29 protein-coding genes and 1 tRNA gene are annotated in these 26,339 nt (G+C 65.4%); 12 read left to right on the forward strand and 18 right to left on the reverse strand.

Annotated elements, in window-relative coordinates; translation table 11 throughout:
* Positions 1–85: 85 nt before the first annotated feature.
* Complete coding sequence (gene purD / locus ACQY4G_RS05455) at positions 86–1,360, reverse strand: phosphoribosylamine--glycine ligase (protein ID WP_421989298.1); 1,275 nt, start codon at positions 1,358–1,360, stop codon at positions 86–88.
* Here purD and xseA point away from each other — a divergent pair.
* The 4 genes from xseA to ACQY4G_RS05475 are packed head-to-tail and all read left to right on the forward strand — an operon-like array spanning position 1,359 to position 4,998.
* Positions 1,359–2,816, forward strand: coding sequence for an exodeoxyribonuclease VII large subunit (xseA, locus tag ACQY4G_RS05460; protein WP_421989300.1), 1,458 nt, complete (start codon positions 1,359–1,361; stop codon positions 2,814–2,816). The genes purD and xseA overlap by 2 nt on opposite strands.
* A 24-nt stretch (positions 2,817–2,840) precedes the next feature.
* Positions 2,841–3,050: a DUF2093 domain-containing protein gene (locus ACQY4G_RS05465; protein ID WP_421989302.1), complete on the forward strand. Its 210-nt coding sequence runs from the start codon at positions 2,841–2,843 to the stop codon at positions 3,048–3,050.
* On the forward strand, positions 3,047–3,973 hold the full coding sequence (locus ACQY4G_RS05470) for a M23 family metallopeptidase (protein WP_421989304.1): 927 nt from the start codon (positions 3,047–3,049) through the stop codon (positions 3,971–3,973). Before ACQY4G_RS05465 ends, ACQY4G_RS05470 begins: the two co-directional genes overlap by 4 nt.
* 44 nt (positions 3,974–4,017) lie before the next feature.
* On the forward strand, positions 4,018–4,998 hold the full coding sequence (locus ACQY4G_RS05475; RefSeq protein ID WP_421989306.1) for an esterase-like activity of phytase family protein: 981 nt from the start codon (positions 4,018–4,020) through the stop codon (positions 4,996–4,998).
* Positions 4,999–5,054: 56 nt separating this feature from the next.
* On the opposite strand, the gene rpmB is transcribed toward ACQY4G_RS05475, so the two are convergent.
* Positions 5,055–5,345: a 50S ribosomal protein L28 gene (rpmB, locus tag ACQY4G_RS05480; protein ID WP_421989308.1), complete on the reverse strand. Its 291-nt coding sequence runs from the start codon at positions 5,343–5,345 to the stop codon at positions 5,055–5,057.
* 158 nt (positions 5,346–5,503) lie between these two features.
* Here rpmB and ACQY4G_RS05485 point away from each other — a divergent pair, with 158 nt between their 5' ends.
* A complete protein-coding gene (locus ACQY4G_RS05485; RefSeq protein ID WP_421989309.1) occupies positions 5,504–5,959 on the forward strand; it encodes a nucleoside deaminase in 456 nt (151 codons plus the stop codon).
* Positions 5,960–6,170: 211 nt separating this feature from the next.
* On the opposite strand, the gene ACQY4G_RS05490 is transcribed toward ACQY4G_RS05485, so the two are convergent.
* From ACQY4G_RS05490 to ACQY4G_RS05515, 6 genes are all read right to left on the reverse strand, one after another.
* A complete protein-coding gene (locus tag ACQY4G_RS05490) occupies positions 6,171–6,605 on the reverse strand; it encodes a pyridoxamine 5'-phosphate oxidase family protein (RefSeq protein ID WP_421989311.1) in 435 nt (144 codons plus the stop codon).
* A gap of 262 nt (positions 6,606–6,867) precedes the next feature.
* The gene (locus tag ACQY4G_RS05495) at positions 6,868–7,581 is read right to left on the reverse strand and encodes a ribonuclease T (RefSeq protein ID WP_421989313.1); all 714 of its coding nucleotides are present in this window, start codon (positions 7,579–7,581) and stop codon (positions 6,868–6,870) included.
* Complete coding sequence (locus ACQY4G_RS05500; RefSeq protein WP_421989315.1) at positions 7,568–7,990, reverse strand: hypothetical protein; 423 nt, start codon at positions 7,988–7,990, stop codon at positions 7,568–7,570. The genes ACQY4G_RS05495 and ACQY4G_RS05500 overlap by 14 nt, the downstream gene beginning before the upstream one ends.
* Before the next feature lie 40 nt (positions 7,991–8,030).
* Positions 8,031–8,891 (reverse strand): carboxylating nicotinate-nucleotide diphosphorylase, encoded by an 861-nt coding sequence (gene nadC, locus ACQY4G_RS05505; protein ID WP_421989317.1) that lies wholly within the window; start codon positions 8,889–8,891, stop codon positions 8,031–8,033.
* 74 nt (positions 8,892–8,965) lie between these two features.
* Positions 8,966–9,763, reverse strand: coding sequence for a LytR/AlgR family response regulator transcription factor (locus ACQY4G_RS05510; protein ID WP_067692277.1), 798 nt, complete (start codon positions 9,761–9,763; stop codon positions 8,966–8,968).
* Positions 9,760–10,992, reverse strand: coding sequence for a sensor histidine kinase (locus ACQY4G_RS05515; protein WP_291168478.1), 1,233 nt, complete (start codon positions 10,990–10,992; stop codon positions 9,760–9,762). The genes ACQY4G_RS05510 and ACQY4G_RS05515 overlap by 4 nt, the downstream gene beginning before the upstream one ends.
* 82 nt (positions 10,993–11,074) lie before the next feature.
* Here ACQY4G_RS05515 and ACQY4G_RS05520 point away from each other — a divergent pair, with 82 nt between their 5' ends.
* Positions 11,075–11,686, forward strand: a complete 612-nt coding sequence (locus tag ACQY4G_RS05520; protein ID WP_421989319.1) for an HD domain-containing protein — start codon at positions 11,075–11,077, stop codon at positions 11,684–11,686.
* 4 nt (positions 11,687–11,690) lie between these two features.
* Here the strand turns inward: ACQY4G_RS05520 and ACQY4G_RS05525 are convergent, their stop codons facing one another.
* The 9 genes from ACQY4G_RS05525 to ACQY4G_RS05565 all read right to left on the reverse strand — a co-directional run bounded on the left by ACQY4G_RS05525 (position 11,691) and on the right by ACQY4G_RS05565 (position 20,115).
* Positions 11,691–12,377, reverse strand: a complete 687-nt coding sequence (locus tag ACQY4G_RS05525; RefSeq protein WP_421989321.1) for a DsbA family protein — start codon at positions 12,375–12,377, stop codon at positions 11,691–11,693.
* A 19-nt stretch (positions 12,378–12,396) separates the two neighbouring features.
* Positions 12,397–13,776 (reverse strand): M48 family metalloprotease, encoded by a 1,380-nt coding sequence (locus ACQY4G_RS05530; RefSeq protein ID WP_421989323.1) that lies wholly within the window; start codon positions 13,774–13,776, stop codon positions 12,397–12,399.
* Between the two features lie 11 nt (positions 13,777–13,787).
* On the reverse strand, positions 13,788–14,690 hold the full coding sequence (locus tag ACQY4G_RS05535) for an alpha/beta hydrolase (protein ID WP_421989325.1): 903 nt from the start codon (positions 14,688–14,690) through the stop codon (positions 13,788–13,790).
* 8 nt (positions 14,691–14,698) lie between these two features.
* Positions 14,699–15,805: a phosphatase domain-containing protein gene (locus tag ACQY4G_RS05540; protein WP_421989327.1), complete on the reverse strand. Its 1,107-nt coding sequence runs from the start codon at positions 15,803–15,805 to the stop codon at positions 14,699–14,701.
* A 59-nt stretch (positions 15,806–15,864) separates the two neighbouring features.
* Positions 15,865–17,808 (reverse strand): PAS domain-containing protein, encoded by a 1,944-nt coding sequence (locus tag ACQY4G_RS05545; RefSeq protein WP_421989329.1) that lies wholly within the window; start codon positions 17,806–17,808, stop codon positions 15,865–15,867.
* A 102-nt stretch (positions 17,809–17,910) separates the two neighbouring features.
* Complete coding sequence (locus tag ACQY4G_RS05550; protein WP_421989331.1) at positions 17,911–18,396, reverse strand: DUF2141 domain-containing protein; 486 nt, start codon at positions 18,394–18,396, stop codon at positions 17,911–17,913.
* Positions 18,360–19,076, reverse strand: coding sequence for a sterol desaturase family protein (locus ACQY4G_RS05555; protein WP_067692300.1), 717 nt, complete (start codon positions 19,074–19,076; stop codon positions 18,360–18,362). The genes ACQY4G_RS05550 and ACQY4G_RS05555 overlap by 37 nt, the downstream gene beginning before the upstream one ends.
* Positions 19,077–19,124: 48 nt before the next feature.
* Positions 19,125–19,604, reverse strand: a complete 480-nt coding sequence (locus ACQY4G_RS05560; RefSeq protein WP_421989333.1) for an MmcB family DNA repair protein — start codon at positions 19,602–19,604, stop codon at positions 19,125–19,127.
* A gap of 112 nt (positions 19,605–19,716) precedes the next feature.
* On the reverse strand, positions 19,717–20,115 hold the full coding sequence (locus ACQY4G_RS05565; RefSeq protein ID WP_291168497.1) for a hypothetical protein: 399 nt from the start codon (positions 20,113–20,115) through the stop codon (positions 19,717–19,719).
* Between the two features lie 131 nt (positions 20,116–20,246).
* On the opposite strand from ACQY4G_RS05565, the gene ACQY4G_RS05570 reads away from it, so the two are divergent.
* From ACQY4G_RS05570 to ACQY4G_RS05595, 6 genes are all read left to right on the forward strand, one after another.
* Positions 20,247–20,323: transfer RNA gene (locus ACQY4G_RS05570), tRNA-Arg, on the forward strand.
* An 86-nt stretch (positions 20,324–20,409) separates the two neighbouring features.
* Entirely contained in the window at positions 20,410–21,531 is a 1,122-nt protein-coding gene (locus ACQY4G_RS05575) for an 8-amino-7-oxononanoate synthase (protein ID WP_421989335.1), read from the forward strand.
* The gene (gene bioD / locus ACQY4G_RS05580; RefSeq protein WP_421989337.1) at positions 21,528–22,151 is read left to right on the forward strand and encodes a dethiobiotin synthase; all 624 of its coding nucleotides are present in this window, start codon (positions 21,528–21,530) and stop codon (positions 22,149–22,151) included. Before ACQY4G_RS05575 ends, bioD begins: the two co-directional genes overlap by 4 nt.
* Positions 22,148–23,401: an adenosylmethionine--8-amino-7-oxononanoate transaminase gene (locus tag ACQY4G_RS05585; RefSeq protein WP_421989339.1), complete on the forward strand. Its 1,254-nt coding sequence runs from the start codon at positions 22,148–22,150 to the stop codon at positions 23,399–23,401. The genes bioD and ACQY4G_RS05585 overlap by 4 nt, the downstream gene beginning before the upstream one ends.
* A 274-nt stretch (positions 23,402–23,675) precedes the next feature.
* Positions 23,676–24,713 carry a diacylglycerol/lipid kinase family protein gene (locus tag ACQY4G_RS05590; protein ID WP_421989341.1) on the forward strand — a complete coding sequence of 346 codons (1,038 nt, stop codon included), beginning with the start codon at positions 23,676–23,678 and terminating at the stop codon, positions 24,711–24,713.
* Complete coding sequence (locus ACQY4G_RS05595; RefSeq protein WP_421989343.1) at positions 24,710–25,606, forward strand: hypothetical protein; 897 nt, start codon at positions 24,710–24,712, stop codon at positions 25,604–25,606. Before ACQY4G_RS05590 ends, ACQY4G_RS05595 begins: the two co-directional genes overlap by 4 nt.
* Here the strand turns inward: ACQY4G_RS05595 and ACQY4G_RS05600 are convergent.
* Positions 25,597–26,094: a DUF2141 domain-containing protein gene (locus tag ACQY4G_RS05600; RefSeq protein ID WP_067692322.1), complete on the reverse strand. Its 498-nt coding sequence runs from the start codon at positions 26,092–26,094 to the stop codon at positions 25,597–25,599. The two genes, ACQY4G_RS05595 and ACQY4G_RS05600, sit on opposite strands and share 10 nt — an antisense overlap.
* Positions 26,095–26,339 lie beyond the last annotated feature (245 nt).

Consider the following 26,339-nt stretch of genomic DNA (forward strand, 5'->3'; position numbering starts at 1 on the left):
TATCATCGTCCGAGAAGGCGATGTCCGCTTTGAAGGGTCGTTTTCTAAACCACATCGTCCGCGAGCGGGTCGCAAACCGCCGCACCTACCCCTGCTCCCGCCTTACCTCGCGCTGGCCGATATCCCTTCGGCAGAAACCGTCCGCGAAATCGATCGCGTCGACCGCCGCATAGGCCCTTGCCTGCGCTTCGGTGGCGCTCGCGCCGCGCGCGGTCACGTTGAGCACGCGGCCACCGCTGCTGGTCAGTGTGTCGCCGTCCAGCTTCGTGCCGGCGTGGAAGACTTTGGCGCCGTTCGCCTCGGCCTCGCCTAGATCGATCGTGCCGCACTTTTTCGGCGTGCCGGGATAGCCCTCGGCGGCCATCACCACGGTGAGCGCGAAATCGTCCGACAGGACCGGTGCGGCGACCTCGCCCAGCGTGCCTTGCGCGCAGGCCTGCATCAGTTCGACGAGATCGCTCTCGAGCCGCATCATCAGCACCTGGCATTCCGGATCGCCGAAACGCGCATTGTATTCGATCAGCTGCGGGCCGTCCTTGGTCAGCATCAGCCCGGCATAGAGCACGCCCGAATAGGGCGTGCCCTCGGCGGCCATGGTGCGGACCGTCGGCTCGACGATTGCGCGCATCACCTGCTCGCGCAGTGCCTCGCTCAGCACCGGGGCGGGCGAATAGGCGCCCATCCCGCCGGTGTTGGGTCCCCTGTCCCCTTCGCCCACGCGCTTGTGGTCCTGCGCGGTGCCGATGGGGACGATCGCCGTGCCGTCGGTCAGCGCGAAGAAGCTCGCTTCCTCCCCCATCAGGAACTGTTCGATCACCACCTCGCTGCCCGCGCTGCCGAACTTGCCGTCGAACATTTCGTCGAGCGCGTGCTGCGCCTCTGCGCGCGTCTCGGCGATGACCACGCCCTTGCCCGCGGCAAGACCGTCGGCCTTGAGGACGAAGGGCGGGTCGAATTTCTTGAGCGCGCCCCAGGCGGCCTCCAAGGAGGTGCAGCGTTCATAACGTGCCGTCGGAATATTTGCGCGCTGGCACAGCTCCTTGGTGAAGCCCTTGCTGCCTTCGAGCTGCGCCGCCTGTTTCGAGGGACCGAATGTGTCGATACCCGCCGCACGCAGCGTATCTGCCAGACCGTCGACCAATGGCGCCTCGGGGCCGATCACGACGAGGCCGATGGCGTTGTCCTTGCAGAAATCGACCACCCCGTCATGATCGGCTGCATCCAGCGAAACGCATTCGGCCTCCTGTGCGATGCCTGGATTGCCCGGCGCCGCCCACAGCTTGTCGCACAGCGGCGATTGCGCCAGCTTCCAGGCTAACGCATGCTCGCGACCGCCCGAGCCAAGCAAAAGGATATTCATGGCAAGCGATTTCCCGTCCAATGGCGAAGATGCCAGCTTGGTAGCGAAGGGTCGTGCGGGCGACAACGCCGAGCCGCTGACCGTGAGCGAAATTTCGCAGGCGCTGAAACGCACGGTGGAGGACCGCTTCGGCTTCGTGCGGCTGCGCGGCGAATTGTCGGGGGTGAAGCGCGCGGCGAGCGGGCATATGTATTGCGCGCTCAAGGACGAGAAGGCGGTGCTCGACGGGGTGATGTGGCGCGGCAATACGGGCCGTCTGCCGTTCACGCCCGAAGACGGGCTGGAAGTGGTCGCTTCGGGCAAGCTCACCACCTATCCCGGACGGTCGAAATACCAGATCGTGATCGAGCGGATGGAGCTGGCGGGTGAGGGCGCGCTGCTGGCGCTGCTCGAAAAGACTCGCACGCGCTTGCAGGCCGAGGGTCTCTTCGCACAGGAGAGGAAAAAGCCTCTCCCATTCCTTCCTCGCACCATCGGCGTGGTTACCTCGCCCACTGGGGCAGTCATCCGCGACATCCTCCACCGGCTGGCGGATCGCTTTCCCAGCCGCGTGATCGTGTGGCCGGTGCTGGTGCAGGGGCAGGGCGCGGCGGAGCAGGTGGCCGGTGCGGTGCGCGGCTTTTCCGCGCTGCCCGAAGGCCACTCCGACCGGCCCGACCTCGTCATCGTTGCGCGCGGCGGCGGCTCGATCGAGGATCTGTGGAGCTTCAACGAGGAGGTCGTGGTCCGCGCGATCGCCGACTGTCCCATCCCCACCATCAGCGCGGTCGGGCACGAGACCGATACCACGCTGGCCGATTACGCCGCCGACCGCCGCGCACCCACACCGACCGCCGCGGCCGAGATCGCCGTGCCGGTGCGTGCCGAACTCGCCGCGACGCTGGCCGATTTCGAAGCGCGCAAGAAACGCGCGATCCTGCGGCCCGTGCAATTGGGTCGTGAACGCCTGCAGGCGCGCACCGACCGGCTGCCCAAGCGCGAGGCGCTGCTCGAACCGCATGCGCAGCGACTGGACGACCTCGCGGAGCGGCTGCGCAGGGGCTTGCGCGACCGCGCGGCGCAGGGGCGTGAAAAGCTGTCGAACCTGCGGCTGGCGCCTGCCATTCTCGAGCGCAATCTGCGCGAGGCGCAGCGCGCACTGGCGGGGCAGAAGCTGGCCCCCGCGCTGGTCGAGCGCCCGCTGGCCGAGCGGCGCGAGCGGCTAGCGGCGCTGGCGCGGCTGGCCGAGCAGCTCCATCCCGACCGCCCTTTGGCGCGCGGCTATGTCCGCGTCACCGGCCCCGATGGGCGCACCATCACCGACAAGGCCGCAGCGGCACAGGAAACCACGCTGACGCTCAAATTCCGCGACGGCGAACTCGATGTCGCGACCGGCGGGATTCCATCCCCTCCCGCGCCGCGCCGCAAACCGCGCAAATCCGGAACCGCGCCCAAGCAGGACGATTTGTTCGGATGACGCGCAAATGCTAGGGATGGCGCTATGCTGATGAAGAAGAATTCCGCCCCGTCCAATGGCGAGGCCAAGCTGCAATATGGCCCTTCGGGTTTTCGCGTTTTGCGCGCGGGCAACCACGTGTTCTGTGCGATGAGCGGGGTGCCCATTCCACTTGAGGAACTGCGCTACTGGTCGGTCGAGCACCAGGAGGCCTATGCCAGCGCCAAGCTGGCCACCGAGCGACTGGCGCCGTGAAGCCCGCCGGGGTCGCGCCGCTCTTCATCTTCGCCACGGCCTGTGTCCCGGCAGCAGAGCCCCAAGCTCCGCCACCGCCGCCCGCCGCGCAGGTCGTGCAGCCGGCGCGCGCCGCGCCGGCCCCGCCGTCGACGCCGACACAAACACCCACGCCGGCTCCATCGCGCTCGGCAGTCTTCACCTTTGCGGGAGAGCTCGAACAGGGCGGCTGGATTCGCGGCGTCGTGCCAGGCGGCACGAGCGAAGCGATGCTGGGCGACGAGAAACTCTCCTTCGACGCAGACGGCCGGTTCTTCGCTGCCTTCGATCGCGATTCGCCGCGCGCGGTGACGCTCACCGCACGGCTGGCGGACGGGCGAACCATCGAAAGCCCGCTGACCGTCGCTCCGCGCGACTGGGAGATCGAACATGTCAATGTCGCGCGCAGGCCGGGCAGCTCGAGCGCGGCCTTCATGCGTCGTCGCCAGCCCGAGCTCGACGCGATCTGGAATGCGCGGTTGAAAGAGACAGGCGCCGGAGGCTGGCGGCAAGATTTCATCTGGCCGGCAACCGGTCGCATCTCGGGCCGATTCGGCTCGCAACGCATCTATCGCGGTGAACCCGGCAGCTATCATTCGGGCATCGATATCGCACCCGGACACGGGGTGCCCTACGTCGCCCCGGCCGATGGGGTGGTAGTGCTGGCCGCGCAGGATTTCAGCCTCGAGGGCAAGCTGCTGATTATCGACCACGGGCAGGGCCTGAACAGCGCTTTCCTGCATTCCTCGCAGCTCTATGTGCGCGAGGGGGAGCGGGTGCGTCAGGGCCAGCATATCGGCGATATCGGCTCCTCCGGCCGTGCCACCGGCCCGCATCTCCACTGGAGCCTCAAGTGGCGTAACGCCCGGCTCGATCCGCTGCTCTTCACCGGGCCCATGCGCTGAGCGCTTGACGCGTCCGCCGACGCCGCCAAGAGAGCGATCCGTCCATGCGCCCCAAGCGTCTCCTCCTCGCCCTTATGCTTGCCAGCGCGCTCGCACCGGGGACATGGCTGCGCGATCCCGAATTGCCGCGAAACTTCCATCGAGCGGTGGCGATCGAACCCCTGGACCAGGATTTCCAGCGATCAGGCCCCTTCGCCCTCGTCGCGGCGTGGGAACTGACCGGCGACCGGGTGCAGTTTGGCGGGCTTTCGGCGCTCGTCGCGCTGGACGGCATGCGGTTCCTCGCGGGTAGCGATACCGGGCGCAAGCTGGTGTTCGAGCGGCCCGACCGCAGCTCTGCGCCTGGCGAGCTCAGCCGGCTTGGCGAGAACGAGACCAGCTACAAGCTGGGGCGCGATCTCGAATCGCTGGCGATCGATCCGGTGAGCGGCACCGTCTGGGGAGGCTTCGAATTTCGCGAGTCGATCGTGCGCTTCGACGCGGATCTGAAGCCGGATGAGGAGGTCCGCCCTGCCGCAATGCGCTATTGGGGCGCCAATTCGGGGGCCGAATCGCTTGCCCGGCTGGCCGATGGGCGCTTCCTGGTGATCGAAGAGCGTCCTCAGCGCTGGCGCGAGCCCGGGCATCGCGCACTGTTATTTGCCGGCGACCCGATCGAGGAACGCGCGCCGGAGGAGTTGCGCATCGCGATACCCGCAGGCTACCGTCCGGTCGATGCGACGCCGGTCGAGGGCGGCAAGGCGCTGGTCCTGCTGCGGCGCGTGAGCTGGGGTATACCCCCCGTCTTCCAAAGCGCGATCGCCGAAGTCGATGTCGACCGGCATGCGGCCGACGGGACGATTGCTGCCGCGCTGTTGACCGAATTCGGCCCTGCCATCCCGCAGGACAATTACGAGGGTATCGCGCTGACCCGCGATGCCGACGGAACGCATGTGTGGCTTATCTCGGACGACAATTTCATGTCGATCCAGCGTACCTTGCTGCTCAAGCTGCGCTGGGACCAACGCGAAAAGGCGCGCGAGTAACCTCGCGCGCCCTTCGAACCGGTGCGTCGGTTGCGGCGCCGGGGCGCCTGTTCACCTCACGCCGAAGCGGCGTCCGCCTTCTTCAGCTCGCGTTTCACCTTGAGCGCATTGGCCGACAGTTTGTCGTCGCTGGTCTTGAGCAGCCAGTTGTCGAGACCGCCATTGTGCTCGACCGAACGCAGGCCCTGGGTCGACACGCGGAACTTGAAGCTGCGATCGAGCTTCTCGCTCATCAGCGTGACGTTCTGCAGGTTCGGCAGGAAGACCCGCTTGGTCTTGTTGTTGGCGTGGCTCACATTGTGACCGACCTGGCGGCCCTTGCCGGTGAGTTCGCAAATGCGCGACATGATACGTCTCTCGTTCGAATGGGCGGGCGAGCTTCCCCGTGCTGCGCTGGAGCAGCGTGGGTCCGTTCTTGTCCCGGAAAGCGGCGCGCATAGCGGCGAGGGTGCGAATCGTCAAGCACGTTGCGCCCCCGCATGCCGCGGGCTAGCGAGGCGCTGGTATGTCGTTCTGGACCCTCCCGCAACCGATGACACGCGCGCTAGAGCTGGCGGAGGAGTCGGCGGCTGGGGGTGAAGTGCCGGTTGGGGCGGTCGTGACCTGCGGTGGCGAGGTAATCGCCGAGGCGCACAATGCCCCGCGCGAGACATGCGATCCGACCGCCCACGCCGAAATCCTGGCGATTCGCCGCGCCTCCGAAGCGCTGGGCGAGGAACGCCTCACAGAATGCGAGCTGTGGGTCACGCTCGAACCCTGCGCGATGTGCGCCGGCGCCATCGTCCACGCGCGAATCGGCAAGCTCTATTACGCCGCCAGCGATCCCAAGGGCGGCGCGGTCGAACACGGCGCACGGGTTTTCGACCAGCCGCAATGCCTTCACCGCCCGGAAGTCTATGCGGGCATGGGCGAGGCGAAGGCGGCGGATTTGCTACGGGAGTTTTTCAGAGAGCGGCGGTGAGCCGCATGTCCGCTTGCAACCCTGAATGCGGACATGCCCATTGGGTCCATCTTTTGCCCCATTCCAGACGTTGGAGATTGCCTGCAAATGCTCGAAACCGACCTGGCGGCCAACCACTGCCGGCGGACAAGAGCTATGTCTGATAGCGGGTGGGAAGCGGAATGACGGCTAATTGGCATAAATGTCGAACAAAACGACGTCGCCCATTTCGCTATTTAGCGAGGCTGTCCGCGTCCATTTGAACGTAATGCTTCTTCCATTGCGTTCGCAGATCCTGCTCAGAAAAGCCTTGATCATATGCAGGAGAAACCAACGGGCGAACTGACCTTACATCCATCACTATCACCGAGTTGACTTCCGACTGAGCACCTTTGGACCGTAAAAACCTGATCAACTTGTCGTGCGCTCTGCTTTCAGAAAGCACAACACATTCGCCTTTGAATCTGAAGCCCTTACGAGAGAAGTGATCAACCACATTTAATTCTGCAACTGGTTGACGCAACAAGTTCGAGACAGTGTTGGGAGAGCGAATTTCGCCGATCACAATCTGCTTTTCATTCAAGACGAACGTAAGACCTTTAGGTGACAAGTTCGGGGTGCCATCCGAGCAAACAGTGGCCAAGAAGCCGAGGCGCTGATCGGCCACGAATTTCTCTATTTCGCTCGTTAGGTCCATCCCGCGCAGCATTTACATCAAATCCGAGCCGCCGAAAACCGATCCGTATGACTGTATTCGGCCGGAAATTCAGCGACGCCGAATATCCGCTACCGGTTCGTTAGTCGAAAGACCGCTTCTCAGGATACGACGAGAAAAGTCGGACAGTCCGCTTCCGGGCCCGAATTGGGAAGTCGGATCGATCGGGCCGAGTGCCGGCTTTCAACCCGCCTTCAAGCACCGACAGTCCTGATCAAAGCCCCCGCCAGATTTTCGCCTCGGCCTCATCCTGCGCGCCGAACAGTGACCGGTTGCACTCTGTCGGCATGAAGCGTTTGTCGTAGCACAGGCGCAGTTCTTCGAGCCAGCCGCGTGCATTCAGTTTAACGCCTACGGCCTCTCGCATCCAGCCGGGATTGGCATCGACGAAGCGCGTGCGGATCGTGCCGGCGGTGAGGCCGTCCTCGCGGCTGATGCGATCGAGATCGGGGATGCGCAGGCCCTCCCACAGGATCCGTGTGACCTTGAGATAGGTGGCGGGTTTTCGCGTCATGCAGGCGCCGTGCTTGGCCCACTGGCGCGCTATCAGCGCCGCCGAGGGAGAGATGCACATATTCGCGGCGACCTCGCGCGGCAGGGGCGCTCGCGATTTCGGGCACCATTGCGGCCAGCTGCGCCCGCTGGCGGGCCACAATCCATGGACCACCAGGCCGAACATGCCTCCTCGACCGCCGCATTGGCGTGCATGACGGCGCTGGCCCTTGCGCGGCTTGCAGAATTCCGGGCTCCAGCTCATCGCAAGCGTATAGCCCGTTACCGGCAGCCGGCGTGGCGGCGCATCGGGCCGAACCTGCGGGACCTGAACCGCCCGCGGCGGGCTGCACTGATAGTGCTGCGCTGCCAGCGGGCCTGCGTGGCAAAGCGTGCCCGCCAGTACGAGCGTCGTGATATACCTAAGGCGCCACATGCCTGTCGCCGCCGCTGCCGAGCCAGGCGCGCGCGTCGGGCCGAAACAGCAGGGCCACTGCGGCGATCTGCATCAGGGTGACCAGAATGCTCGCCAGATTGCCGGGTGCCCACATGGTCGCGAAATCGAAGTTCACGAAGAACAGCCCGACGACGATCAGCGCCACGAGAAGCCACTTGGCCAGATTGCTCGCGCGGCGGGCGATGAAGTACCACAGCAGCAAGGGGATCAGCGCGCTCAGCGCCAATACGCCGATCAGAAAGCCGCCACCCCAGCCCATCCGCGCAAAGGCCGGGTCGGTCTGTATCTGCGCGAGAAGCGCGTCGTACTGAACCACGCTGCTGACCAGTGCCAGCGCGATGCTGAGCAGAAACAGGCGCTCGAACCAAATGATGGAAACCGGACGCATTGCAATTCCTCCCTCTGATCGAGCGGGGAATGCCTGCAAATTACAGGGGCGTAAAGTCGAGACCGATATCGGAAGCGGGCGCGCTCTGGGTGAGGCGACCGACCGACACGTAATCGACGCCGGTTGCGGCCTTTGCCTTGATGGTGTCGAGATTGATTCCGCCGCTCGCCTCGGTGGGCACGCGTCCGGCAACCAGCGCGACCGCCTCGCGCAAGGTGTCGGGGGCCATGTTGTCGAGCAGCAGCCGCGTGGCGCCTGCTTCCAGCGCGGACTCGATCTGATCGATGCGGTCGACCTCGCAAATGATATCCTGCACGCCCGCCTCGACCGCGCGGCGCACCGCTTCGCCCACAGATCCGGCGACCAGGACGTGATTATCCTTGATCATCGCGGCGTCCCACAACCCCATGCGGTGGTTCGATCCCCCGCCCATGCGCACGGCGTATTTCTCGAGGATGCGCAGGCCGGGAATGGTCTTGCGCGTATCGAGCAATGTGCAGTCCGGACTGTCCATTGCGCGGACATATTCGGCGACCATGGTGGCGATGCCCGAGAGGTGCTGGACGGTGTTGAGCGCGCTGCGCTCCGCGGTCAGCATGGCGCGTGCATTGCCTTTCATCCGCATGAGGTCGGTGCGCGCCGGGACGCTCGCGCCTTCCGCGACGAGGATGTCGATCTCCATGTCGGGATCGAGCGCGCGGAAGAACGCCTCCGCCACTGGCAGCCCCGCCACATGGATCGCATCGCGCGTGTCCATCACGCCCGAGAACCGCGCATCGGCGGGAATGACGCTATCGCTGGTGACGTCACGCCCACCGCCTGGCAGCCCCTCGCCGAGGTCCTCAGCAAGCGTGTCGCGAACGAATTGGTCAAGATCGAAGCCTTCCAGCGCGAACCCCATCGGTTATCTCCAGTTCCGAGCCGCAGGCGAGGCTAGGCCGACTGGCCGCCCGCAGCGGGTGCGGAAACGAAAACTCAGTGAACGAAGCGCGCCACGACGTCGCGGTAACTGCGGCTGACCTTCACCTCCGCGCCGCTGTCGAGCACGAGGAAGCACTCGCCATTGGTGTGCGGTTTGACCTGCCGCACCTGGTCGAGGTTGACGATGGTCGAGCGATGCACGCGCTGGAACTTGCGCGGGTCGAGGCGGCGTTCGAGATCCTTCATCGTCTCGCGCAGGATCAGCGAATTGTCGCCGGTATAAATGCACATGTAGTCGCCGGCGGCCTCGATATGCTCGATCGTATCGGTCTCGACACGGAAGATCTGGCCGCGATCCTTGACATTGATGAGCTTTTCGTAGCGGCTGGTGGCCTCGGCGTCCTCGGCGGCGAGGTTTTCGGCCGCTTCCGGAGCGACTTCGGACAGCACGCTCTTGAGCTTTTCGGCCTCTTCGGTCGATTTCTTCTCCGCGAGGCGTTGGCGCACACGTTCGATCGTATCGGCGAGCTTGTCCTCATCGACCGGCTTCATCAGGTAGTTGACCGCATTCGCCTCGAAGGCGCGGATCGCATGCTCCTGGAAGGCGGTGACGAAGACGAACAGCGGCGGGTCGATTTCCATCACGCCCTGCACCACGCTGAAGCCGTCGAAACCGGGCATCTGGATGTCGAGGAAGACGAGGTCGGGCTTTTGCGTCTTGATCGCGCGGATCGCTTCGCGCCCGTTCTGGCAGGTCTCGATGATCTCGACGTCCTCGAACGGTTCGAGGCGCAGCTGGAGGCCCTGGATGGCGAGCTTCTCGTCGTCGACGAGGATGGTCCGGATAGTCATGTTGCCTGGTGTGCTTTCGGGGGTGTGTGTGAGGGTATAACGGCCGGGGGAGCCGCGGGTTTCTGGGGTAGGGAGGCCTGCGCCGGCGCGGCTTGCGCTGCGCTTAACGCTTCGGCCTCCTCGGTTTCATAGGGCAGTTCGATCAATACGGAAAAACCGCCGCTTTCGGGCGAGCGGATCTCGAAGCGATGTTCCTCGCCATAGGCCTGCGCCAGCCGGTCGCGGATATTGGCAAGCCCGACGCCGGTCGAATCGCGCCGGGCATTGGTGGGGCGGACCGCGGGAAGGCCGTCCTCGATATCGTCGGTCGTCATACCCGGACCGGTATCGGACACGGTCACGCGCAGTCGGGGGCCGACGACCTGTGCTACGATCGCGATTTCCGCGCCTTCTTCCAGCGGGCTGACGCCGTATTTGATCGCATTCTCGACCAACGGCTGAAGCAGCATAGCGGGCAGCTTCGCCTTGGCGGCGTCGGGCTCAACCCGGAAACTCGACCGCAACCGATCCTCGAAGCGCATCTGCTCGATACCGAGATAGAGCTGCAAGGTCTCGACTTCCTGCGCAACCGTCACCTTGCCGCCGGGCTGCGTTACCAGCGTGTGGCGCAGGAAGCTCGAGAGCCGGGTGAGCATGGCATTGGCGGTCTCGCTCTGCTTCAAGAGCACCAGCGTGCTGATCGAATTGAGCGTATTGAACAGGAAATGCGGATTGAGCTGGTAGCGCAGCATGGCCAGCTGGGCACTGGTCGCCTGTGCCTCAAGCCGTTCGAGCCGGTCGGCCTGCTCTTCCACCTGGAGGAAGAAGTTGATCGCGTAATACAGCGCCGACCAGGCGCCGAGCAGCGTCAGATCGATGAAATAGATGCCAACGAACAGATTGGCGAAGCTGGCAGTGCCCGAAGTCGCGCCGGCGACATCGAGCACCCAGCTGTCGATGAAGGCGTAGACCCCGGTCGCCACGGCAAGGACCGATGCCGTCGCCCCCCATGTCACGAGCGGTCTCTGCCTGATCAGCCGGCCGTAGATTACCGCCAGGATCAGGCTGATCGAAAAGCCGGTGATCGTCGCTATGAGGATGATGACGAGGCGGTCGGGCGGCTGGCCGTTCGCCAGTGCCGACATCGCGCGCAGCATCATCGCCCCGCCCCAGCCGGCCAGCTGGAGGTTCCAGAACGCCTGGTTCTTGTTGGCGAAGAACGGCGTGGGTTGGATGGGCAACACGGCCATGTGCTGCATCCCCTAGCGCAATTGCGACGAACTGCGCCAGTCGCTAGAGTGCAACCGACAGCCGAAGCGAGGGAGAGACGCGATGGGCGTGCAGGAAAATATCGAACATGCGGTCGCCGAACGCGCCAAGTTTCGCGAGATGAAGGAAGGGACTGCCGAAGATTGGGCGATCATCGGCGAGGAATATCGCACTTTTGCCAAGGGCCTGCCCGATCGCGTGCTCGATCATCTCAGACTGCTCGACGGCGATTTCGGCGGTTTCCCGGTCGACCGGCTCGAACACTCGCTGCAGACCGCGACGCGCGCGCATCGCGACGGGCGCGACGAGCAATATGTCGTGATGGCCTTGCTCCATGACATCGGCGACACGCTCGGCAGCTACAATCATCCCGAAGTCGCCGCCTCGATCATCAAGCCTTTCGTCACCGAGGAGATCCACTGGATCTGCCAGAACCACGGCGCCTTCCAGGGCTATTACTATTTCCATTTCCTCGGCATGGACCAGAATGCGCGCGACAAGTTCGCCGACCACCCGCATTTCGAGGCGTGCCGAGAATTTTGCGAGAAGTACGATCAGGCGGCCTTCGACCCCGATTACGACAGCGAGCCGCTCGAATTCTTCGAACCGATGGTGCGCCGCGTCATGGCCAAGCCGCTGGCCTCGATGTATGCCAAGGCAATGGAAGAGGAATAGGCGCCTAGGTATCGGCGTCGAGCGCTTCGGCAAGCCTTTCGGCGGGTACCAACCCCTCGATCACCTCACCGCCCGCGATCCAGCTCGGCGTGCCGGTGAATTGCAGCGTGCGGGCAAAGGCCATGGTCTTGGCCAGCTCCGCAGTCGCCTCGTCCGATCGTGCAAAGGCCTGCGCGGCGCTCATGTCGAGCCCGGCAATCCGCGCTGCGCGTTCGATTCCTGCCTCGCTCGGCGTACCCTGCTCGAACATAGCGTGGTAGAAGGCGGGATACTTGCCCTGTTTAGCCGCTGCTAGCGCCATGCGTGCGGCTTGCTCGCTGCCTTCGAAAATCGGCCATTCGCGCACGACCACCTTGAGCTCGGGATCGCCCGCGATCAGTTCGTCGATTCCCTCGACCGACTGGCGGCAATAGGTGCAGCCGTAATCGGTGAACTTGACCAGCACCTTCGACCCTTCCGGATTGCCGAGCACCGCGCCCGCGAAGGGTTGGGTCACCTCGTCCGAAACCTGCGCCAGCCGATCGCGCGCCTCGCCGCGTTGATAGGCCTCGGCGATCTCGGGCAGGATTTGCGGATTGGCGAGCAGATAGTCGCGCGTCTGGCCATTGCCGAGCCCCGAAACGGACCACAGGCCGGCCCCGGCAAAGCCGAACACCAGCGCGATCAGCGCGGTCATCAGATAGTTTTTCATTATCGTTTTATTCCGTGTGTCAGCCCGGTGCGCAATTGCGCCCGCGTTCCATTTCGCACTGCCGCTCGAGCAGCGCACGCGCCTGCATGCCGATGTCCTGCGCACGAATCCAGTCGGGCGTGCCACGATCCAGCCCGCCCTCGGCCGCCTGCGCACTGCGCAAGGCCAACGCATATTGCCCGCTCATCACCTGTTGTTCGGCGGTGGCCAGGCGCGCGCGGGCGGTATCGCCACGCGCGGCGTAGACGACGCCAAGCTGGTACCAGGCAAAGGGATTGCGCCGGTCGCGGCCCACGGCGGCGCGCAGCACGCGCTCGGCCTCTTCGTAATTCGCCGGGTCTTCGGTCGCGACCAGCGCATGGCCGAACATGCTGGCAATGAGCGGTTCGGCATTGGTCAGCGCAGTCGCGCGGCGCAGCGGGTCGAGCGCTTCGCCCGGGCGCCCCGATTCGAGCAGCACCTGCCCCTTGAGCTCGAGGAAATAGGGATCCTGGGGATCCTTCGCGATCAGCGCGTCGGCCGCTTCGAGCGCGCGATCCACCCGTGCATTCTGGTGATAGGCATAGGCGCGGGCATAGAGCGCGGGCACCGTCTGGTCGGTCTCGGGGTAGTCGCGCAGCGTAGCCGACGGCTTGGCGATATAGCCGGTCAGCTTGGCTTTGACGCGTTCGAAATTGGCCTGGTTGCGCGCATTGGGGGGCGCATCCCAGGCCGGGTCCTTCTCATAGACTTCGCGCAGCGCGGAGATACGGTCGCCCGAAAGCGGGTGCGTGCGATAATAGCCCGCCTCGTCGCTCTGGCTGTAGCCATAGCGATATTCGCGATTGAGCAGCTTGCCGAAAAAGGTCAGCGAGCCCCGGCCGGAAATGCCCGCCTTCGAAAGGTATTCGGCACCTGCGAAATCGGCGGAGGATTCCTGCGTGCGGCTGAAGGCCAGGAACTGTCCGATCGCGGCCTGCTGGCCCAGCGCCATGACGCCCATGGCCGCTTCGCCCGCACCGGCCAGCGCGGCACCGATCCCGGCGAGCATCGAGAGCAACGAGATCCTCGTCGCAGAGGCGATGCCCTCGCCGTAGCGCAATATGTGTCCGCCGGTAATGTGGCCCAGCTCGTGAGCGATCACGCCCTGGACTTCCTCGGCGGTATCGGCCGCTTCGATCAGGCCCGAATGGATATAGACAATCTGCCCGCCCGCGACGAAGGCATTGATCGAGCGATCGTTGACGAGGACGATATCGACATTTTCGGGCTCCAGCCCCGCCGCCTCGATCAGCGGAGCCGAGATTTCGTCGAGGAAGGCTTCGGTCTCGGCATCGCGCAGAATGGACTGAGCGGCGACCGGCTGCGCCGAGAGCATGGCGGCGGCAAGGAAAGCGAGCAGGCGGGCTATGAGGCGCATCGGCGGACAGCCTAAGGCGTTTCGGCCTGAACCGGAACTGAAACCTCGGTCACGCGCCGCGCGAATGCGACCACTGCATCGTGGACGTCGCGCGAACCGCGCCAGGGGCTGGCCAGCGACACGAGCGGAGCGTTGTGGTCGAGATTCTCGTAATAGAGCGCCTCGACCGGCGCGCCCTCCTTTGCCAGAGTGCGGGCGAGGGCGCGGGTATTGCGCGGTTTGACCAGCGTGTCCCGCTCGCCGTGGATCAGCAGCATGGGCGGCGCATCGGATCGGGCGTGGTTGACGGGCTGGCTTTCCGCCCCGGCGCCAACCGAGCCGAAGCCGGCACGGGTCGACTCGCTGTCGAAGGGGTAGAAGTCGTAAGGCCCGGCAAGGCCGATCACCCCGTTGGGGACAACGCCGCTGGAGGCCAACCACTGTTCTTCGAGCGCGACCTGCATGACATTGTAGGCACCCGCCGAATGGCCGGCGAGGACGATCCGTGCGGGATCGCCGCCATAGCGAGGGGCCAGGCGCGCGGTCTCGACAATGGCTGCGGCGGTGTCTTCGAGCATGGCGGGATAGCGACCATCCTCGCCGAGCCGGTAGCCAGCGAGCACGACGAGAAAGCCTTCGGGCGCAAGCGAACGGGCGATGAAGTTATAATCGTCTGGATCGCCCCAGCGCCAGCTGCCCCCATGGACGAAGAGCAGGACGGGAAGCGCTGTGTCCGCATTCCGAGGCGAGTAGATGCGCAGCTTCTGCGCCGGGTGTGCGCCATAAGGCGTCTTGGCCACGAGCGTCACGTCGCGAGTGCCCCCGGTCAGCCGGTCTATGGCGTCGAGTACGGCGGGGCCGTTGTTGCGAATGGCAAGCAGCAGTGCTGCGCTCGCCAGCAGGAGGATGACGACGAGGCCTGCGAGAATTTTCATCGCCCGCCTCACACCGCCCGTCTCGGATCGGTTTGCTCGACCGTTTCGACGATGGCTCTCGCCTCGTCATCGGCCAGCAGGCCGATTGAGGCGAGAAACTCGTGACCCGTATCGTAGCGGTCTCCCACCCACAATGGCACGTTCGCAGCTTTGAGCTTCGCCTTTGCGGTCAACTCCTCCGGGCTCATCCGCTCGCCGACCTTGCGGATGAAGATCGCGCGCACACGCCCCGGATTATCCAGCGCGACATCGGCAAAGGCAGTCAGATCGCCCTGGCTGTCGTCGCCGATCAGCGCGAATTTGAGTTCCGGATAGGCGGCGAGAATGCCGTCGATCGCCGCGCGTTTGTGCGCACCATGGCTCTCTGAACCGAAGGTCGCTCGGTTAAGGCCCCAGTCGCGCAGAAAGATCGGGCCCAAAGGCAGGCCGCGCCCGCGGATATAGGTGACGAGGTAACTGAACAGGTTCCACGGGCTGGAGGAGACATAGAAGAACGGCCGGTGCGTCGCCGGCTGGCTTTCGCCCGCATGGCCTTCGCCCAGGGCCAGTACCTCGCCGCCGCCCAACGCATTGTAGAACACGTCCGCGCCCGGCACGATGATGCGTTCTTCGGGCATCTGCATCAGGACGCGCCGCCAGTTGCGCATGACCTTGCGAAAGTCCCCGGTAATGCCCGTCTCGACGATCGTGTCGTCGATATCGGAAATGACCGCCAGGCCGGTATCGCTTCCGGGCGCGAGCACATGTGCGTCGAGGCACTGTTGTCCCTCGCCCGCCGACCAATGGAAGGTGACCGTCTCCCACGCCGGTTGCTCGTCATAGCCCCAGGCGGGATCGAGCCGGATATCGAAATGGACGAACCCTTCCTCGTCGGTCAGACCCCGGTGCCGGCGGTTGGCGATCCCGGGCCGCGCAATCTCGAGTTCGACCGGGAATTCGGCGACTTCATGGCTGGCGAACTGGCCGAGCATGGTCTTGGCCGCGCGCCATTTCCCTCGCTTCTCGAACGTGCCCACGCGCGATCGCAAGGCGCGTGCGGTGATGCGCAGGCGCTCGCGGTTCCGATAACCGAAATAGGGCTGGATACGGACGGGCGCGGTGGGCAGGAACGGCATCGCCTCCGCGCTAGCCAATCCGGCACGCAGGCGACAAGCGATTTATCGGGTTTGTCGTTTTAGCCGAGCAGCTTGCGTGCCGCGCGTTCGACGAGGGGAATATTCTCGGGCACTTCGCCGATGACTTCCAGTTCTCCCTCGGACGTGCGGCGAACCATCACGAGCGCGAATTCCGGGCCGTCCTCTTCCAGCTCGGCCAAGGAAAGCGTTTCGAGCGCACGCAGCTTCTCTGCGAGGGCGGGGCGCACGGCCTTCTTGGTGTCGACCGGCTTGCCCTGTTCCTCCTTGCGCGCCTTGCGTTCGGCCTGGACCACGCCCTTCAGGCCGCCTTCGGTCTCGCGCAGGAAGGCCGCCAGCCTGCCACGTTCGATGCCCACGCGGTGCGCGTGCATCAGCACCGCGGCATATTCGGTGATCCGCGTCTTGTCGTAATCGGTGCCGAAAACCAGCTTGACCACCGGCGTCATCGGCGCGCGATCCTGAACGGTCAGGCCATGTTCTGCCACCAGTTCGTCGAAGTCTTCGGGCGCGTCCTGCGCTTCGAGACTGAAATCGTAGGCCCGTCCGACCGCGGCGTAGAGCGCTTTGCGGCTGCGATCCTCGGTGCTCTGCGCGGCCTGCGCCATCTGGCGCGCGGCGGCAAGGCAATCGTAGAGGCCCTCGGGCGAGGCGCCGATGTCGGCAGAATCCACTGCATCGGCAGCGAACGCCTCGACCGGCGGCTCGGTTTCCGGCGTGCCGTCTTCGACTGCGGCGGGCGCATCGTCTTCGGCGACGATGGCGAACTCGGTATCGTCCGCGGCGCTCTGCGCATCCGGTTCGACAGGGGCTTCCGCGGGGACCTCATAGGCCTGCGGCATCCTTGCGGGTAGCGGGTCATCGCCGGCTTCGTGGGCTTGCGGCATGGCCGGTACCCCCTGCGCGGCCGATAGATCCACGCTCTTCTTGGTGCGGTCGCCGCGATTGACGAGTGCGACGAGGCCGCTCGTAGCGCTGTCATCGGCGAGCGGGTCGACGACATCGTCGACATCCTCGTCGGTTTCTTCGTCCTCGTCCCATTCCGGCAGGCCGTAATCGGCGGCAGTCTTCAGGCCGCCGTCGAAATCGTCTTCGTCCCGTGCGCCGCTATCGCCGCCCGCATGAGGCCCGCCGAGCGGATTGCCGAGCGCATCGACGCGCGGAGATAGCGCAGTTCGCGCGGCCGGTTCGGCAAATGCGTTCTCGTCTTCGTCCTCATCCGCCGTGCCGAAGGCAGGCTCCGGCAGCATGTCGGGTGCGTGATTGTCCATCATGTTCTCGTTCCCGAGTTCGAGCACGTCTTCGCCATACTGGCCACGTACGCCATTGGTGAGCGTCTCGGCGGTCTCGATCGCCGCTTCGTCTTCGGCCTCGTCGCCGGAAGGGATGTCCAGCGCATGGTCGAGTTCCAGCAGCAGCGCGTCGGCGGTTTGCTGATCGGCCATCTGCTTCCAGTTGATCACGCCATAGATGAAATCGATCGTCGCATTGTCGCTCGAATAGGGCAGAAGGATGCCGCGGTAGAGTACCGTTGCGCCGTGCTCGTTGACGAATTCCGCCTCGAAACCGATCGGTGCCTGATTGGCGAGGATCTGCATATAGTGGTCGGTGATGCGGCTCAGGACGGAGCGGCCGGGCACGCGGGAGAGCCGCTCGAGCGAATCATCGTGCCCGCATTCGGCGGCCAGTTCCGTGCCGACGAAGCCGACCCTGGGGTCTTCGATGTCGTCGGACAGGTCGAGCAGCAGCGAATAGGGGCCGAAATCCTCGAGCGCGCCGGGTTCGAGATCGTCGATATGCGGGAAGTTGAGGTCGCCCAGTTGGCTTGCCCAGTGATTGTAGGCGCGCACCTGCATGCGGCGCTCGTCCTGGCCCACCGGCGAAGGCGGCGGCTCGATATCGGCGTCGGATTCCTCGACGTGTTCGTCGTCGAAATCCTCCTCCGCGTCGCGCGAGCCGAAAAAGCCGCCTAGCCTGTCGATCACTATATGGGCTCCCGAAGAATTCTGCTCATTCGACAGCCGTATGAGGCCCGCGTGGTAAACATCCGGTTAAGTGGATTAACCATTGCCGCGGGGTGGATCGTGCTAAAGCATGTACCGCATCCGGATCGCCATTGCGCGGTCCTCGGCGCCGATATCGAAGGCCGCGTCGGAGAATTTGGGCGGCCCCATACGGACCTTGGCGTCGCGCGAAAAACCGAACCCTTCCTTGGGCATCATGCCCAGTGCGCGATCGGCCTTGCCGTTGCCGTTCTCGTCATGAAGCAGGGCAATGGCGTAGCGACCGGGCTGAACGCCCTCGAAAGTGAAGGACACGCCGCCCTCGCGTGCTCGCGCGGTTGCGCCATGTGCGCCCGCCACGCCGCGGCATCGCGGAAACTTGTCCTCGTCCATGGTCATGCAGGCGCGCACGATGCCCTTGGCATTGCGCAGATCGGTTACCGTGACGGTGATGGTAGCGCCCTTCCCGGGTAACGGGACCGCAGCCGCCAGCATGCCGCCAAGCGGCAGCAGCGCCAGCGCGGCCGCGCGGCTCAGGCGTTGGGACTGAGGCCGCGATCCGTCCCGCATACGCGATCCCAGAAGCGGAAATAGAGACCGTAATTGCATCTGTACTCTTCATGATGACGCTGGTGGTGGCTGGCGGTTATCAGCCAGTTGCCTAACTTGGAATGAACCAGGGCCCGGGGAAAGATCTCCCAGCCCATATGATTGGTCACGCCCATCACTGTCATCACCAGCAGCACGACACCGAGCATGGCGACATGGATCGGGACGAGGAAGACGAGCGCGGGGATGACCACCGCGCCGGTGATCGCTTCCCAGGGGTGGAAGCTCATCGCCGCCCAAGCGGTCGGCGGGCGGCTGGCGTGGTGCACCGCATGCATCGTCCGGAACAGCTTGGGGCGATGCATCACTCGGTGCGTCCAGTAGAACCATGTGTCGTGCGCCAGCAGGTAGAGCAGCGGCGCGAGAGCGAGGTACCACAGCGGATAGGCATCCCACTCGGTATAGATCAGCGTCCAGCCGCGCTCCTGCCACCCCCAGGCGACCACGCCCGCGGGGATGCCGTAGATCGCCGCCGACGCCAGCGACCATCCGATCTCGCGGCGGATCTGCGGCCCGAGCTGCGCATGATAGCCCGGTCGCACGCGGTTGGTGAGCGCGGCGAAGATCCCGCTCGAGGCGAGATAGCGCATGGCCACGATCGCGGTCATCGCGGCCGCGGAAAGGATGATGGCGGTCCACATCGTGCGTCGACCCTAGTCCGCCGCGCGCAAAGGGAAAACCGGCAAATGCTATTCGGGCGTGCCCCACGGCGCGCAGTGTGGATCGAGCGCCACGGTCCCGCGGCGGAGCGCGGTGCGCGCGAGACGTTCGACCTCGACCTTGCGGCGCGCGGCGGCAAGCGGCGCCAGCGGTGCCGGACGCACGATTTGGCCGTCATAGCCATCGGCTACGATGATTCCGCAGCATTCGGGGCGATAGGCTTCCCCCTCGAGCGGGCCGCGATCGAGCCCCGGCGGCACGCCCCAGTAGAAACGGTCGCAATAATCGAGATAGTCGGGCCATTTGCCGTCACCCAAGAGGTCGCCGCGCTGGACCTTGATCTCGACGATGATCACGCGGCCCTTGGGATCGACCCCCATCAGATCCGCGCGCCGTCCATTGCGCAGCGGCATCTCAGCAAGGCACCAGACGTCGTTGCGCGCAAAGAGACGCGCGATGCCCTTTGCCACCAAGGCTGCCGTCTGCGCTTCCGTTATAGAATCCGTCATGCGGCTCGAATGGAACAGAGTGCGAACACGGTCAAGGCCAAACCCCCGGCACGTCGCGCTCATGCGGGATGCGTGAAAGATCGCCGATCCGGTCGCTATCGGCCTTTCGGCGCTACGCCGCGTCGACGAGATCGACGATCGCCCGGCGCGCAGTGTGGAACTCGCGCCACAGCGTGAGCGCGGCCGCGGTCGTGTCCTGTCCCTCGGCGGTCAGCGAAAGAAGCGCCCGCAATCCCGGTTGCATCACGGCGGCGAGGTCGTCGATCCCCCGCGCCGCCAACTCATAGCTCCGGCCACCCTTTTGCGCGGCACGCTGCGGCAGCTCGGCTATCTGCGACGACAGCGGTTCCCTGCCGAGCTGGGCGAGATTGCCCACGGCAGCGGCTGCTTCGTGAACGGCTTGCCACTGCTCGGCCAGTACGGTGCTGTCCGGGACGTCGCGCGGGCCGGTCTCGGCGGGCGGGAGCATCGTGGCCTGGGCCAGGTCGAACGGGTGGGACATCGCGCTCATGGCTGCCACGGATACGCCGCCAGTCTTGCGAAAGACCTAACGCGGTTCTCGCCAATTCCGCTGGGTCGTTTTAAGGCTGGCGAGTGCGGACGCGCTTTGCTAAGCGCCCCCTTCGCCGAAAGGCCCGACATGCACCCGTAGCTCAGCTGGATAGAGCGCTGCCCTCCGAAGGCAGAGGCCAGAGGTTCGAATCCTCTCGGGTGCGCCAAGGGCGGGATGTTTTCGGCATCGCCTTGCGCGATTTGCCCGGTGCACAGTTGCAAATCGCCGGCGGGGACCTAGACGGTGCCGGCTGTGAGATTACCCGAATTCTACAAGCACGATCTCGACCGCCTTTCGCAGGCCGGCCGCCGCCGGATGCTGACGTTGGCACAGGGACGAGACTTCTCGTCCAACGACTATCTCGCGCTGGCCGGATCGTCCGCATTGCGCGAAGCGGCTGTCGCGGCGCTCCAGCGCGGGGTTACTCTCGGCTCGGGCGGGTCGCGGCTGCTGCGCGGTAATTGCGCCGAGCATGAAGCGCTGGAAGAGCGATCGGCGGCATTCTTCGAGGCTCCCTCCGCCCTGTTCCTCGGCTCGGGCTATGCCGCCAACAGCCTGATCTTTGCGACGCTGCCGCAAAAGGGCGACCTCATCCTCCACGATGCGCTGGTTCATGCCAGCGCGCATGAAGGCATGCGCCTCTCGCGCGCGTCGTCCAGAGCCTTTGCGCACAATGACGTCGATGCCGCCGCCGATGGCATTGCCGCGTGGCGCGCGGATGGTGGGCGCGGCACGCCCTGGATCGCGTTCGAAACGCTCTACAGCATGGATGGCGACCGCGCCCCGGTGGCGGAATTTGCCGAACTGGCGCGGCGCGAAGGAGCGATGCTGCTGGTCGACGAAGCGCATGCGGTAGGCGTGTTCGGGCCGCACGGGTGCGGGCTCGCGGCAGAGCTGCACGGACAGGACAATGCGATCGTGCTGGCGACCTGCGGCAAGGCGCTGGGCAGCGAAGGCGCGCTGGTACTAGGCCCGGCGATCGTCCGCGAATTCCTGGTCAATCGCGGGCGCGGCTTCATCTTCTCGACCGCGCCTTCGCCTCTGATGGCCGCGGTCGCGCATGCTGCGCTCGATATCGCCGCCGCCGCCGATGACCGCCGCACACGGCTGGCAAAGCTGGTCGAAGCGGCCGAACGGACTTTCGGCCATCTCGGCATCGCGCCCAGCGGCTCGCAGATCCAGCCGGTCGTCATCGGCGAGGATGCTCGCACCATGGAAATCGCTGCCGCGCTGCAGGCGCGGGGCTTCGACGTACGCGGCATTCGCCCGCCCACGGTCCCCGCCGGGACCGCACGGTTGCGCATCTCGCTCACGCTCAATACCGACGAGGCGGCCGTGGCCGCGCTCGGCGATGCTCTGGAGGACATCCTGTGAATCGCACGATCGTGGTGACCGGAACCGATACCGATGTCGGCAAGACGGTGTTCGCCGGCGGGCTCGCCGTTGCGCTCGGTGCGCAATATTGGAAACCGGTCCAGGCGGGACTGGAGGACGGCAGCGACGCTGCGCGCGTCGCCGCGCTGGGGGTGCCAAAGGCGCATATCCTGCCCGAAGCCTATCGCCTGACGACGCCCTTTTCGCCGCATCGGGCCGCGGAGCTGGACGGTCTCGCGATCGATCCCGCGCGGCTTGTGCTGCCAGAGGTCGAAGGATCGCTGGTGGTCGAAGGTGCTGGCGGGGCGTTGGTGCCGGTCACGCGCGAGTTGCTCTATGCTGATCTCTTCGCGCAATGGCGCGCGCCTGTCGTGGTGGTTGCCCGCACCGCGCTCGGTACAATCAACCACAGCCTGCTGACGATCGAAGCTCTGCGCAAGCGCGGTGTGCCGATCATCGGCATGGCCTTCGTCGGCGAGGCGCAGGAGGATAGCGAGGCGACCATCTGCGCGATCGGCGAGGTCGCTCGGCTCGGCCGCCTTCCGCTGCTCGACCCTCTCGGCGCGGACAGCCTTGCAGCCGCTTTCGCCGACAATTTCGAGATCGAGGCCTTTGCATGACCGAATCACCCATCTGGCATCCCTTCACGCAGCACGGGCTGGGCGAACCCATCCCCAAAGTCACGCGCGCCGAGGGTGCGGTGCTGCATACCGAGGACGGGGCGCAGGCGATCGATGCGATCTCCTCCTGGTGGGTGACGACGCATGGACATGCGCATCCCAAGCTCGCCGCGGCGATCGCCGAGCAGGCGAGCCGGCTCGACCAGATCATCTTCGCTGGCTGGACGCATCAGCCCGCGGAAGAGCTTGCGACCAGCCTGCGCGCCATGATGCCGCCGGGTCTAACGCGCGTATTCTTCTCCGATTCCGGCTCGACCAGCGTCGAGGTCGCGCTCAAGATGGCGCTGGGCTACTGGCGCAACCGCGGCGAGCCGCGCGAGCGGATCGTGGTGATGGATAATGGCTATCACGGCGATACCATCGGCACCATGTCGGTCGGCGCACGCGGGGCGTTCAACCGCGCCTATGAGCCGCTGCTGTTCGACGTTACCTCGATTCCGTTCCCGCAAGCAGGGGCCGAACAGGCGACGCTCGACGCGCTGGAGCGGGCCTGCGCGGCGGGCGCGGCGGCCTTCATCGTCGAGCCGCTGGTGCTCGGCGCGGGCGGCATGCTGATGTATAATGCGGACACGCTGGCCGAAATGCGGCGTATCTGCGCGGCGCACGGCACGCTGTTCATCGCCGACGAAGTGATGACCGGCTGGGGCCGCACCGGAACGCTGCTGGCCTGCGAACAGGCGGGGATCGAGCCCGACATATTGTGCCTGTCCAAGGGGCTGACCGGGGGTGCGGTGCCACTGGCGGTGACCATCGCGAGCGAGCCGATCTTCGAAGCGCATTGCAGCAGCGACCGGGCGCGGATGTTCTTCCACTCCTCCAGCTACACCGCCAACCCCATCGCCTGCGCGGCGGCCAATGCCAATCTCGCCATCTGGCGCGAGGAGCCGGTGGCGGAGCGGATAGCGGCGCTGGCGGCGCGGCAGGCCGAGCGGCTGGCAGAGCTCTCGCGACACCCGGCGGTGCGCCAGCCCCGTCAGATGGGCACCATCGCCGCCTTCGATGTGGGCGAGGCGGACGGATATCTGTCCGACCTCGCGCCGCGCATGCTGGCTATGTTCTGCGAACGGGACGTGCTGCTGCGGCCGCTGGGTAACACCGTCTATGTGATGCCGCCCTATTGCATCACCGCCGCGCAACTCGACAGGGTCTATGCGGTCATCGGCGAGGTACTCGATGCGGTGACCGGATGATGCCGGATGATCTCGAAGTCCTGCCCACGGGGGGCTTGCGCGATTGCGCCGGAGCGGCCCGGTTCCGCCTGCATGCCGGCTCCGGCAAGTGCCCGCGCCGGCTCTCCCGAGTGAGAGTGGCCGAGCCCACCCTTTCTGTTCGTCCGGGTGCCGAAATTTTTCTGTTAGACGTATCCATTGGGCGTCCCCAACGAAGAATGCATTGCGACGCTATTACAATTTGACGAAAATTCCCTAGATATGCGCCGGCGTCGGCGATTAAGGCATAGGTTTCATGGATCGGGTAATCTACAATTTCGACAGCCTGTCGCGGCGGCAAAGCGCCGCTACGGTGCCCCTGCGCCGGTCGATATACCGTGCCCGCCGCGTCCCCGAACCCCGCATCGGGATCATTTACAACCCGCGCAGCCACCGCAACAAAGGCCAGGACCTCGCGTGTGCCGGTGCCGACAACGCAATGGTCGCCCAACCGCGCACCCGCGACGAAATCGCCCACGCATTGGCCGGCTTCGCGCGCGAGGGCATCGATTTCCTGATTATCAATGGTGGCGACGGCACGGTTCGCGACGTGCTGACGATGGGGCAGGCAGTATTCGCCGACCGCTGGCCCGCAATCGCCGTGCTGCCCAAGGGCAAGACCAATGCGCTCAACGTCGATCTCGGCGCGCCCGCCGACTGGTCGCTCGAAGCCGCGCTCAAGGCCTATGCCTCGGGTCGCCGAATCCTCCGCTGCCCGCTCGCGGTCAGCCGGGTCGAGGAGGACGATCCTGCCATGCTGGGCTTCATCTTCGGGGCCGGGGCTTTCACGCTCGGTATCGAGGCCGGACAGGAAGCGCACTCGCTGGGCTTTTTCAACAGCCTCGCCGTCGGCGCGACGGGGGCCTGGGGCGTGCTCCAGGCGCTCTTCGGTACCAATGGGAACAAGTGGCGGCGCGGCACGCAGATGGACTTGCGTTATCTGCCGGGCGGCGCCCCCCTGCCGCGGTCCAAGCATGGCGACCCTGCACGGCGCAGCGTGATGCTCGCCTCCACGCTCGAACGCATGCCCATGGGAATCCAGCTGTTCGGCGCCCCGCGCCCGGGTCTCAAGGTCGCGGTCCTCGACCGTCCGCGGCGGCGCCTGTTGGCCGCATTGCCCGCCATCTTCATGGGCTGGCGCCCGCGCTGGCTGGCCGAGGCGGGGTTTCACCAGCTCGATGCCGATGCCGTGGCGATCGACGTGGCCGAGCCGGTCATTCTCGACGGCGAGGCCTTTCCTGCCGGACGCTATCGGATCGGGCAGGGACCCGAGCTGACCTTCATCAGCGTGTGACGACCGCGCTCGCGCAACGTCTCGACACCGCGCTCGACCGGCCGGTGCGCAGCGAGGTCGCGGTCTATGCGCGCAAGCTCGGCGAAGAAGCGGGTGCGCTGGCCGTGCTGTTCTATGGGTCGAACCTGCGGACCGGCTCGCTCGAAGGCGTGCTCGATTTCTACGTCCTGCTGCCCGGGCCGCAGCGCGAGCGAGTTTGGCCGCGCGTCAGCTATCGCGAATGGGATCACGGTGGGGAGCGGTTACGCGCCAAGATCGCCACCATGTCGCTGGCGCAATTTGCAAAGGCGGCGGGCGGGGGATCGCGCGATACGACGATCTGGGCGCGCTTCGTCCAGCCCTCGGCGCTGATCTGGCAGGCCGATGACGGCGCGCGAACGCTGGTGGTCGAGGCACTCGGCGCCGCGGCCATCACGGCCGGGCGCCTGGCAGCGGCCGTCGGCCCTGCCAGCGGCACTGCGGACGACTATTGGCGCGCGCTGTTCCGCGCGACCTATCAGGCGGAATTCCGGATCGAGAAGCCCGGGCGCGAGAACGCCATTCTCGAGGTGAATGCGGATCACTTCGATGGCCTGCTGCCGCTGGCATGGGAAGCGGCCGCTATCCCTTTCGAGCGACGGGGCGACTTGCTGGAGCCCGCACTTGCCGATCCCGGGCGCCGCCGTATTCTCGCTTGGTGGCGCAGTCGGGCGCGGCTGGGTAAGACGCTCAACCTGCTGCGGCTGGCCAAGGCGACCACGACATTCGACGGAGCGGCCGATTATGCCGCGTGGAAGCTCCACCGGCACACGGGTATCGCGCTGGAGGTCACACCGTTTCGCGCCAAGCACCCGCTGCTCGCGGCGCCGGGAGCGCTCGTCGAGCTGTGGCGCAAACGCCGCGCTCAGCGATAGCGCATCCGGATCGACATGGTTTTCACGCCCGAACCGACTTCGAAGGCGGTCTTCTTGTAGCTCGGCTTGCCGAGGTTGAAGATGTTGATGCTGGGATTGTTCGACATCGCCCCGCCATCGGAGAAGATATCCGTCTTGCCGTTGCCGTTGACGTCGTGGCGCACAGCGATACCGTAGGTTCCGGGCGCGGGCAGCGGCATGCAGAAGGTCATCGATCCGGCTTTGGCGGGGGCCTCCATGCGGTAGATCCACCGGCCCTTCTCGAGCCAGTCTTCCTTGGTGCCGCGATAGCTTTGCACTCGAATCGTGCCTGTGCTTTCCTTGATGTCGTAAATAGTCACCCACACGGCAGGTCCGCCGCCGGCAGCGCATTTGCTGGCGTCATGGGTGATTTTCTGGCGATATTGCGCATCGGCCGGGGCAGGCGCGGCAAGCCCGGCCAGGGCAAGCCCGGCGATGCCGACGGCGGTCAGTGTCTTGCGATCCATAAATGATATCCATCGTCGAATTCTGGTGAAACGGGGCTTCGGCACCGGGTAAAGGGACGCATAGCCCGCTATTTGGGGTCCGTTTAGCGAATTGCGCTGAATTGCGGCTGAATTTCTTGCCTGCGCATCAATCAAACAGGCTGTCGTTCTCAGGGCCCCGGTCGGCCCGCTCGCGCATGCTCCATGTGGAAAAGGTCCCGCGTATCGCTTGTTAACCCTCCTTTCGCGCGCGTAGGGCTGGCCGA

The organism is Qipengyuania sp. (assembly GCF_965277845.1).
Classification (GTDB): Bacteria; Pseudomonadota; Alphaproteobacteria; order Sphingomonadales; family Sphingomonadaceae; genus Qipengyuania.

Coding starts and splice junctions, on each gene's coding strand:
- xseA (WP_421989300.1), top strand. CDS start 1,359: ATGGCAAGCGATTTCCCGTCCAATGGCGAAGATGCCAGCTTGGTAGCG.
- purD (WP_421989298.1), bottom strand. CDS start 1,360: ATGAATATCCTTTTGCTTGGCTCGGGCGGTCGCGAGCATGCGTTAGCC.
- ACQY4G_RS05465 (WP_421989302.1), top strand. CDS start 2,841: ATGCTGATGAAGAAGAATTCCGCCCCGTCCAATGGCGAGGCCAAGCTG.
- ACQY4G_RS05475 (WP_421989306.1), top strand. CDS start 4,018: ATGCGCCCCAAGCGTCTCCTCCTCGCCCTTATGCTTGCCAGCGCGCTC.
- rpmB (WP_421989308.1), bottom strand. CDS start 5,345: ATGTCGCGCATTTGCGAACTCACCGGCAAGGGCCGCCAGGTCGGTCAC.
- ACQY4G_RS05485 (WP_421989309.1), top strand. CDS start 5,504: ATGTCGTTCTGGACCCTCCCGCAACCGATGACACGCGCGCTAGAGCTG.
- ACQY4G_RS05495 (WP_421989313.1), bottom strand. CDS start 7,581: ATGTGGCGCCTTAGGTATATCACGACGCTCGTACTGGCGGGCACGCTT.
- ACQY4G_RS05500 (WP_421989315.1), bottom strand. CDS start 7,990: ATGCGTCCGGTTTCCATCATTTGGTTCGAGCGCCTGTTTCTGCTCAGC.
- nadC (WP_421989317.1), bottom strand. CDS start 8,891: ATGGGGTTCGCGCTGGAAGGCTTCGATCTTGACCAATTCGTTCGCGAC.
- ACQY4G_RS05510 (WP_067692277.1), bottom strand. CDS start 9,763: ATGACTATCCGGACCATCCTCGTCGACGACGAGAAGCTCGCCATCCAG.
- ACQY4G_RS05515 (WP_291168478.1), bottom strand. CDS start 10,992: ATGGCCGTGTTGCCCATCCAACCCACGCCGTTCTTCGCCAACAAGAAC.
- ACQY4G_RS05520 (WP_421989319.1), top strand. CDS start 11,075: ATGGGCGTGCAGGAAAATATCGAACATGCGGTCGCCGAACGCGCCAAG.
- ACQY4G_RS05525 (WP_421989321.1), bottom strand. CDS start 12,377: ATGAAAAACTATCTGATGACCGCGCTGATCGCGCTGGTGTTCGGCTTT.
- ACQY4G_RS05530 (WP_421989323.1), bottom strand. CDS start 13,776: ATGCGCCTCATAGCCCGCCTGCTCGCTTTCCTTGCCGCCGCCATGCTC.
- ACQY4G_RS05535 (WP_421989325.1), bottom strand. CDS start 14,690: ATGAAAATTCTCGCAGGCCTCGTCGTCATCCTCCTGCTGGCGAGCGCA.
- ACQY4G_RS05540 (WP_421989327.1), bottom strand. CDS start 15,805: ATGCCGTTCCTGCCCACCGCGCCCGTCCGTATCCAGCCCTATTTCGGT.
- ACQY4G_RS05550 (WP_421989331.1), bottom strand. CDS start 18,396: ATGCGGGACGGATCGCGGCCTCAGTCCCAACGCCTGAGCCGCGCGGCC.
- ACQY4G_RS05555 (WP_067692300.1), bottom strand. CDS start 19,076: ATGTGGACCGCCATCATCCTTTCCGCGGCCGCGATGACCGCGATCGTG.
- ACQY4G_RS05560 (WP_421989333.1), bottom strand. CDS start 19,604: ATGACGGATTCTATAACGGAAGCGCAGACGGCAGCCTTGGTGGCAAAG.
- ACQY4G_RS05565 (WP_291168497.1), bottom strand. CDS start 20,115: ATGAGCGCGATGTCCCACCCGTTCGACCTGGCCCAGGCCACGATGCTC.
- ACQY4G_RS05585 (WP_421989339.1), top strand. CDS start 22,148: ATGACCGAATCACCCATCTGGCATCCCTTCACGCAGCACGGGCTGGGC.
- ACQY4G_RS05590 (WP_421989341.1), top strand. CDS start 23,676: ATGGATCGGGTAATCTACAATTTCGACAGCCTGTCGCGGCGGCAAAGC.
- ACQY4G_RS05600 (WP_067692322.1), bottom strand. CDS start 26,094: ATGGATCGCAAGACACTGACCGCCGTCGGCATCGCCGGGCTTGCCCTG.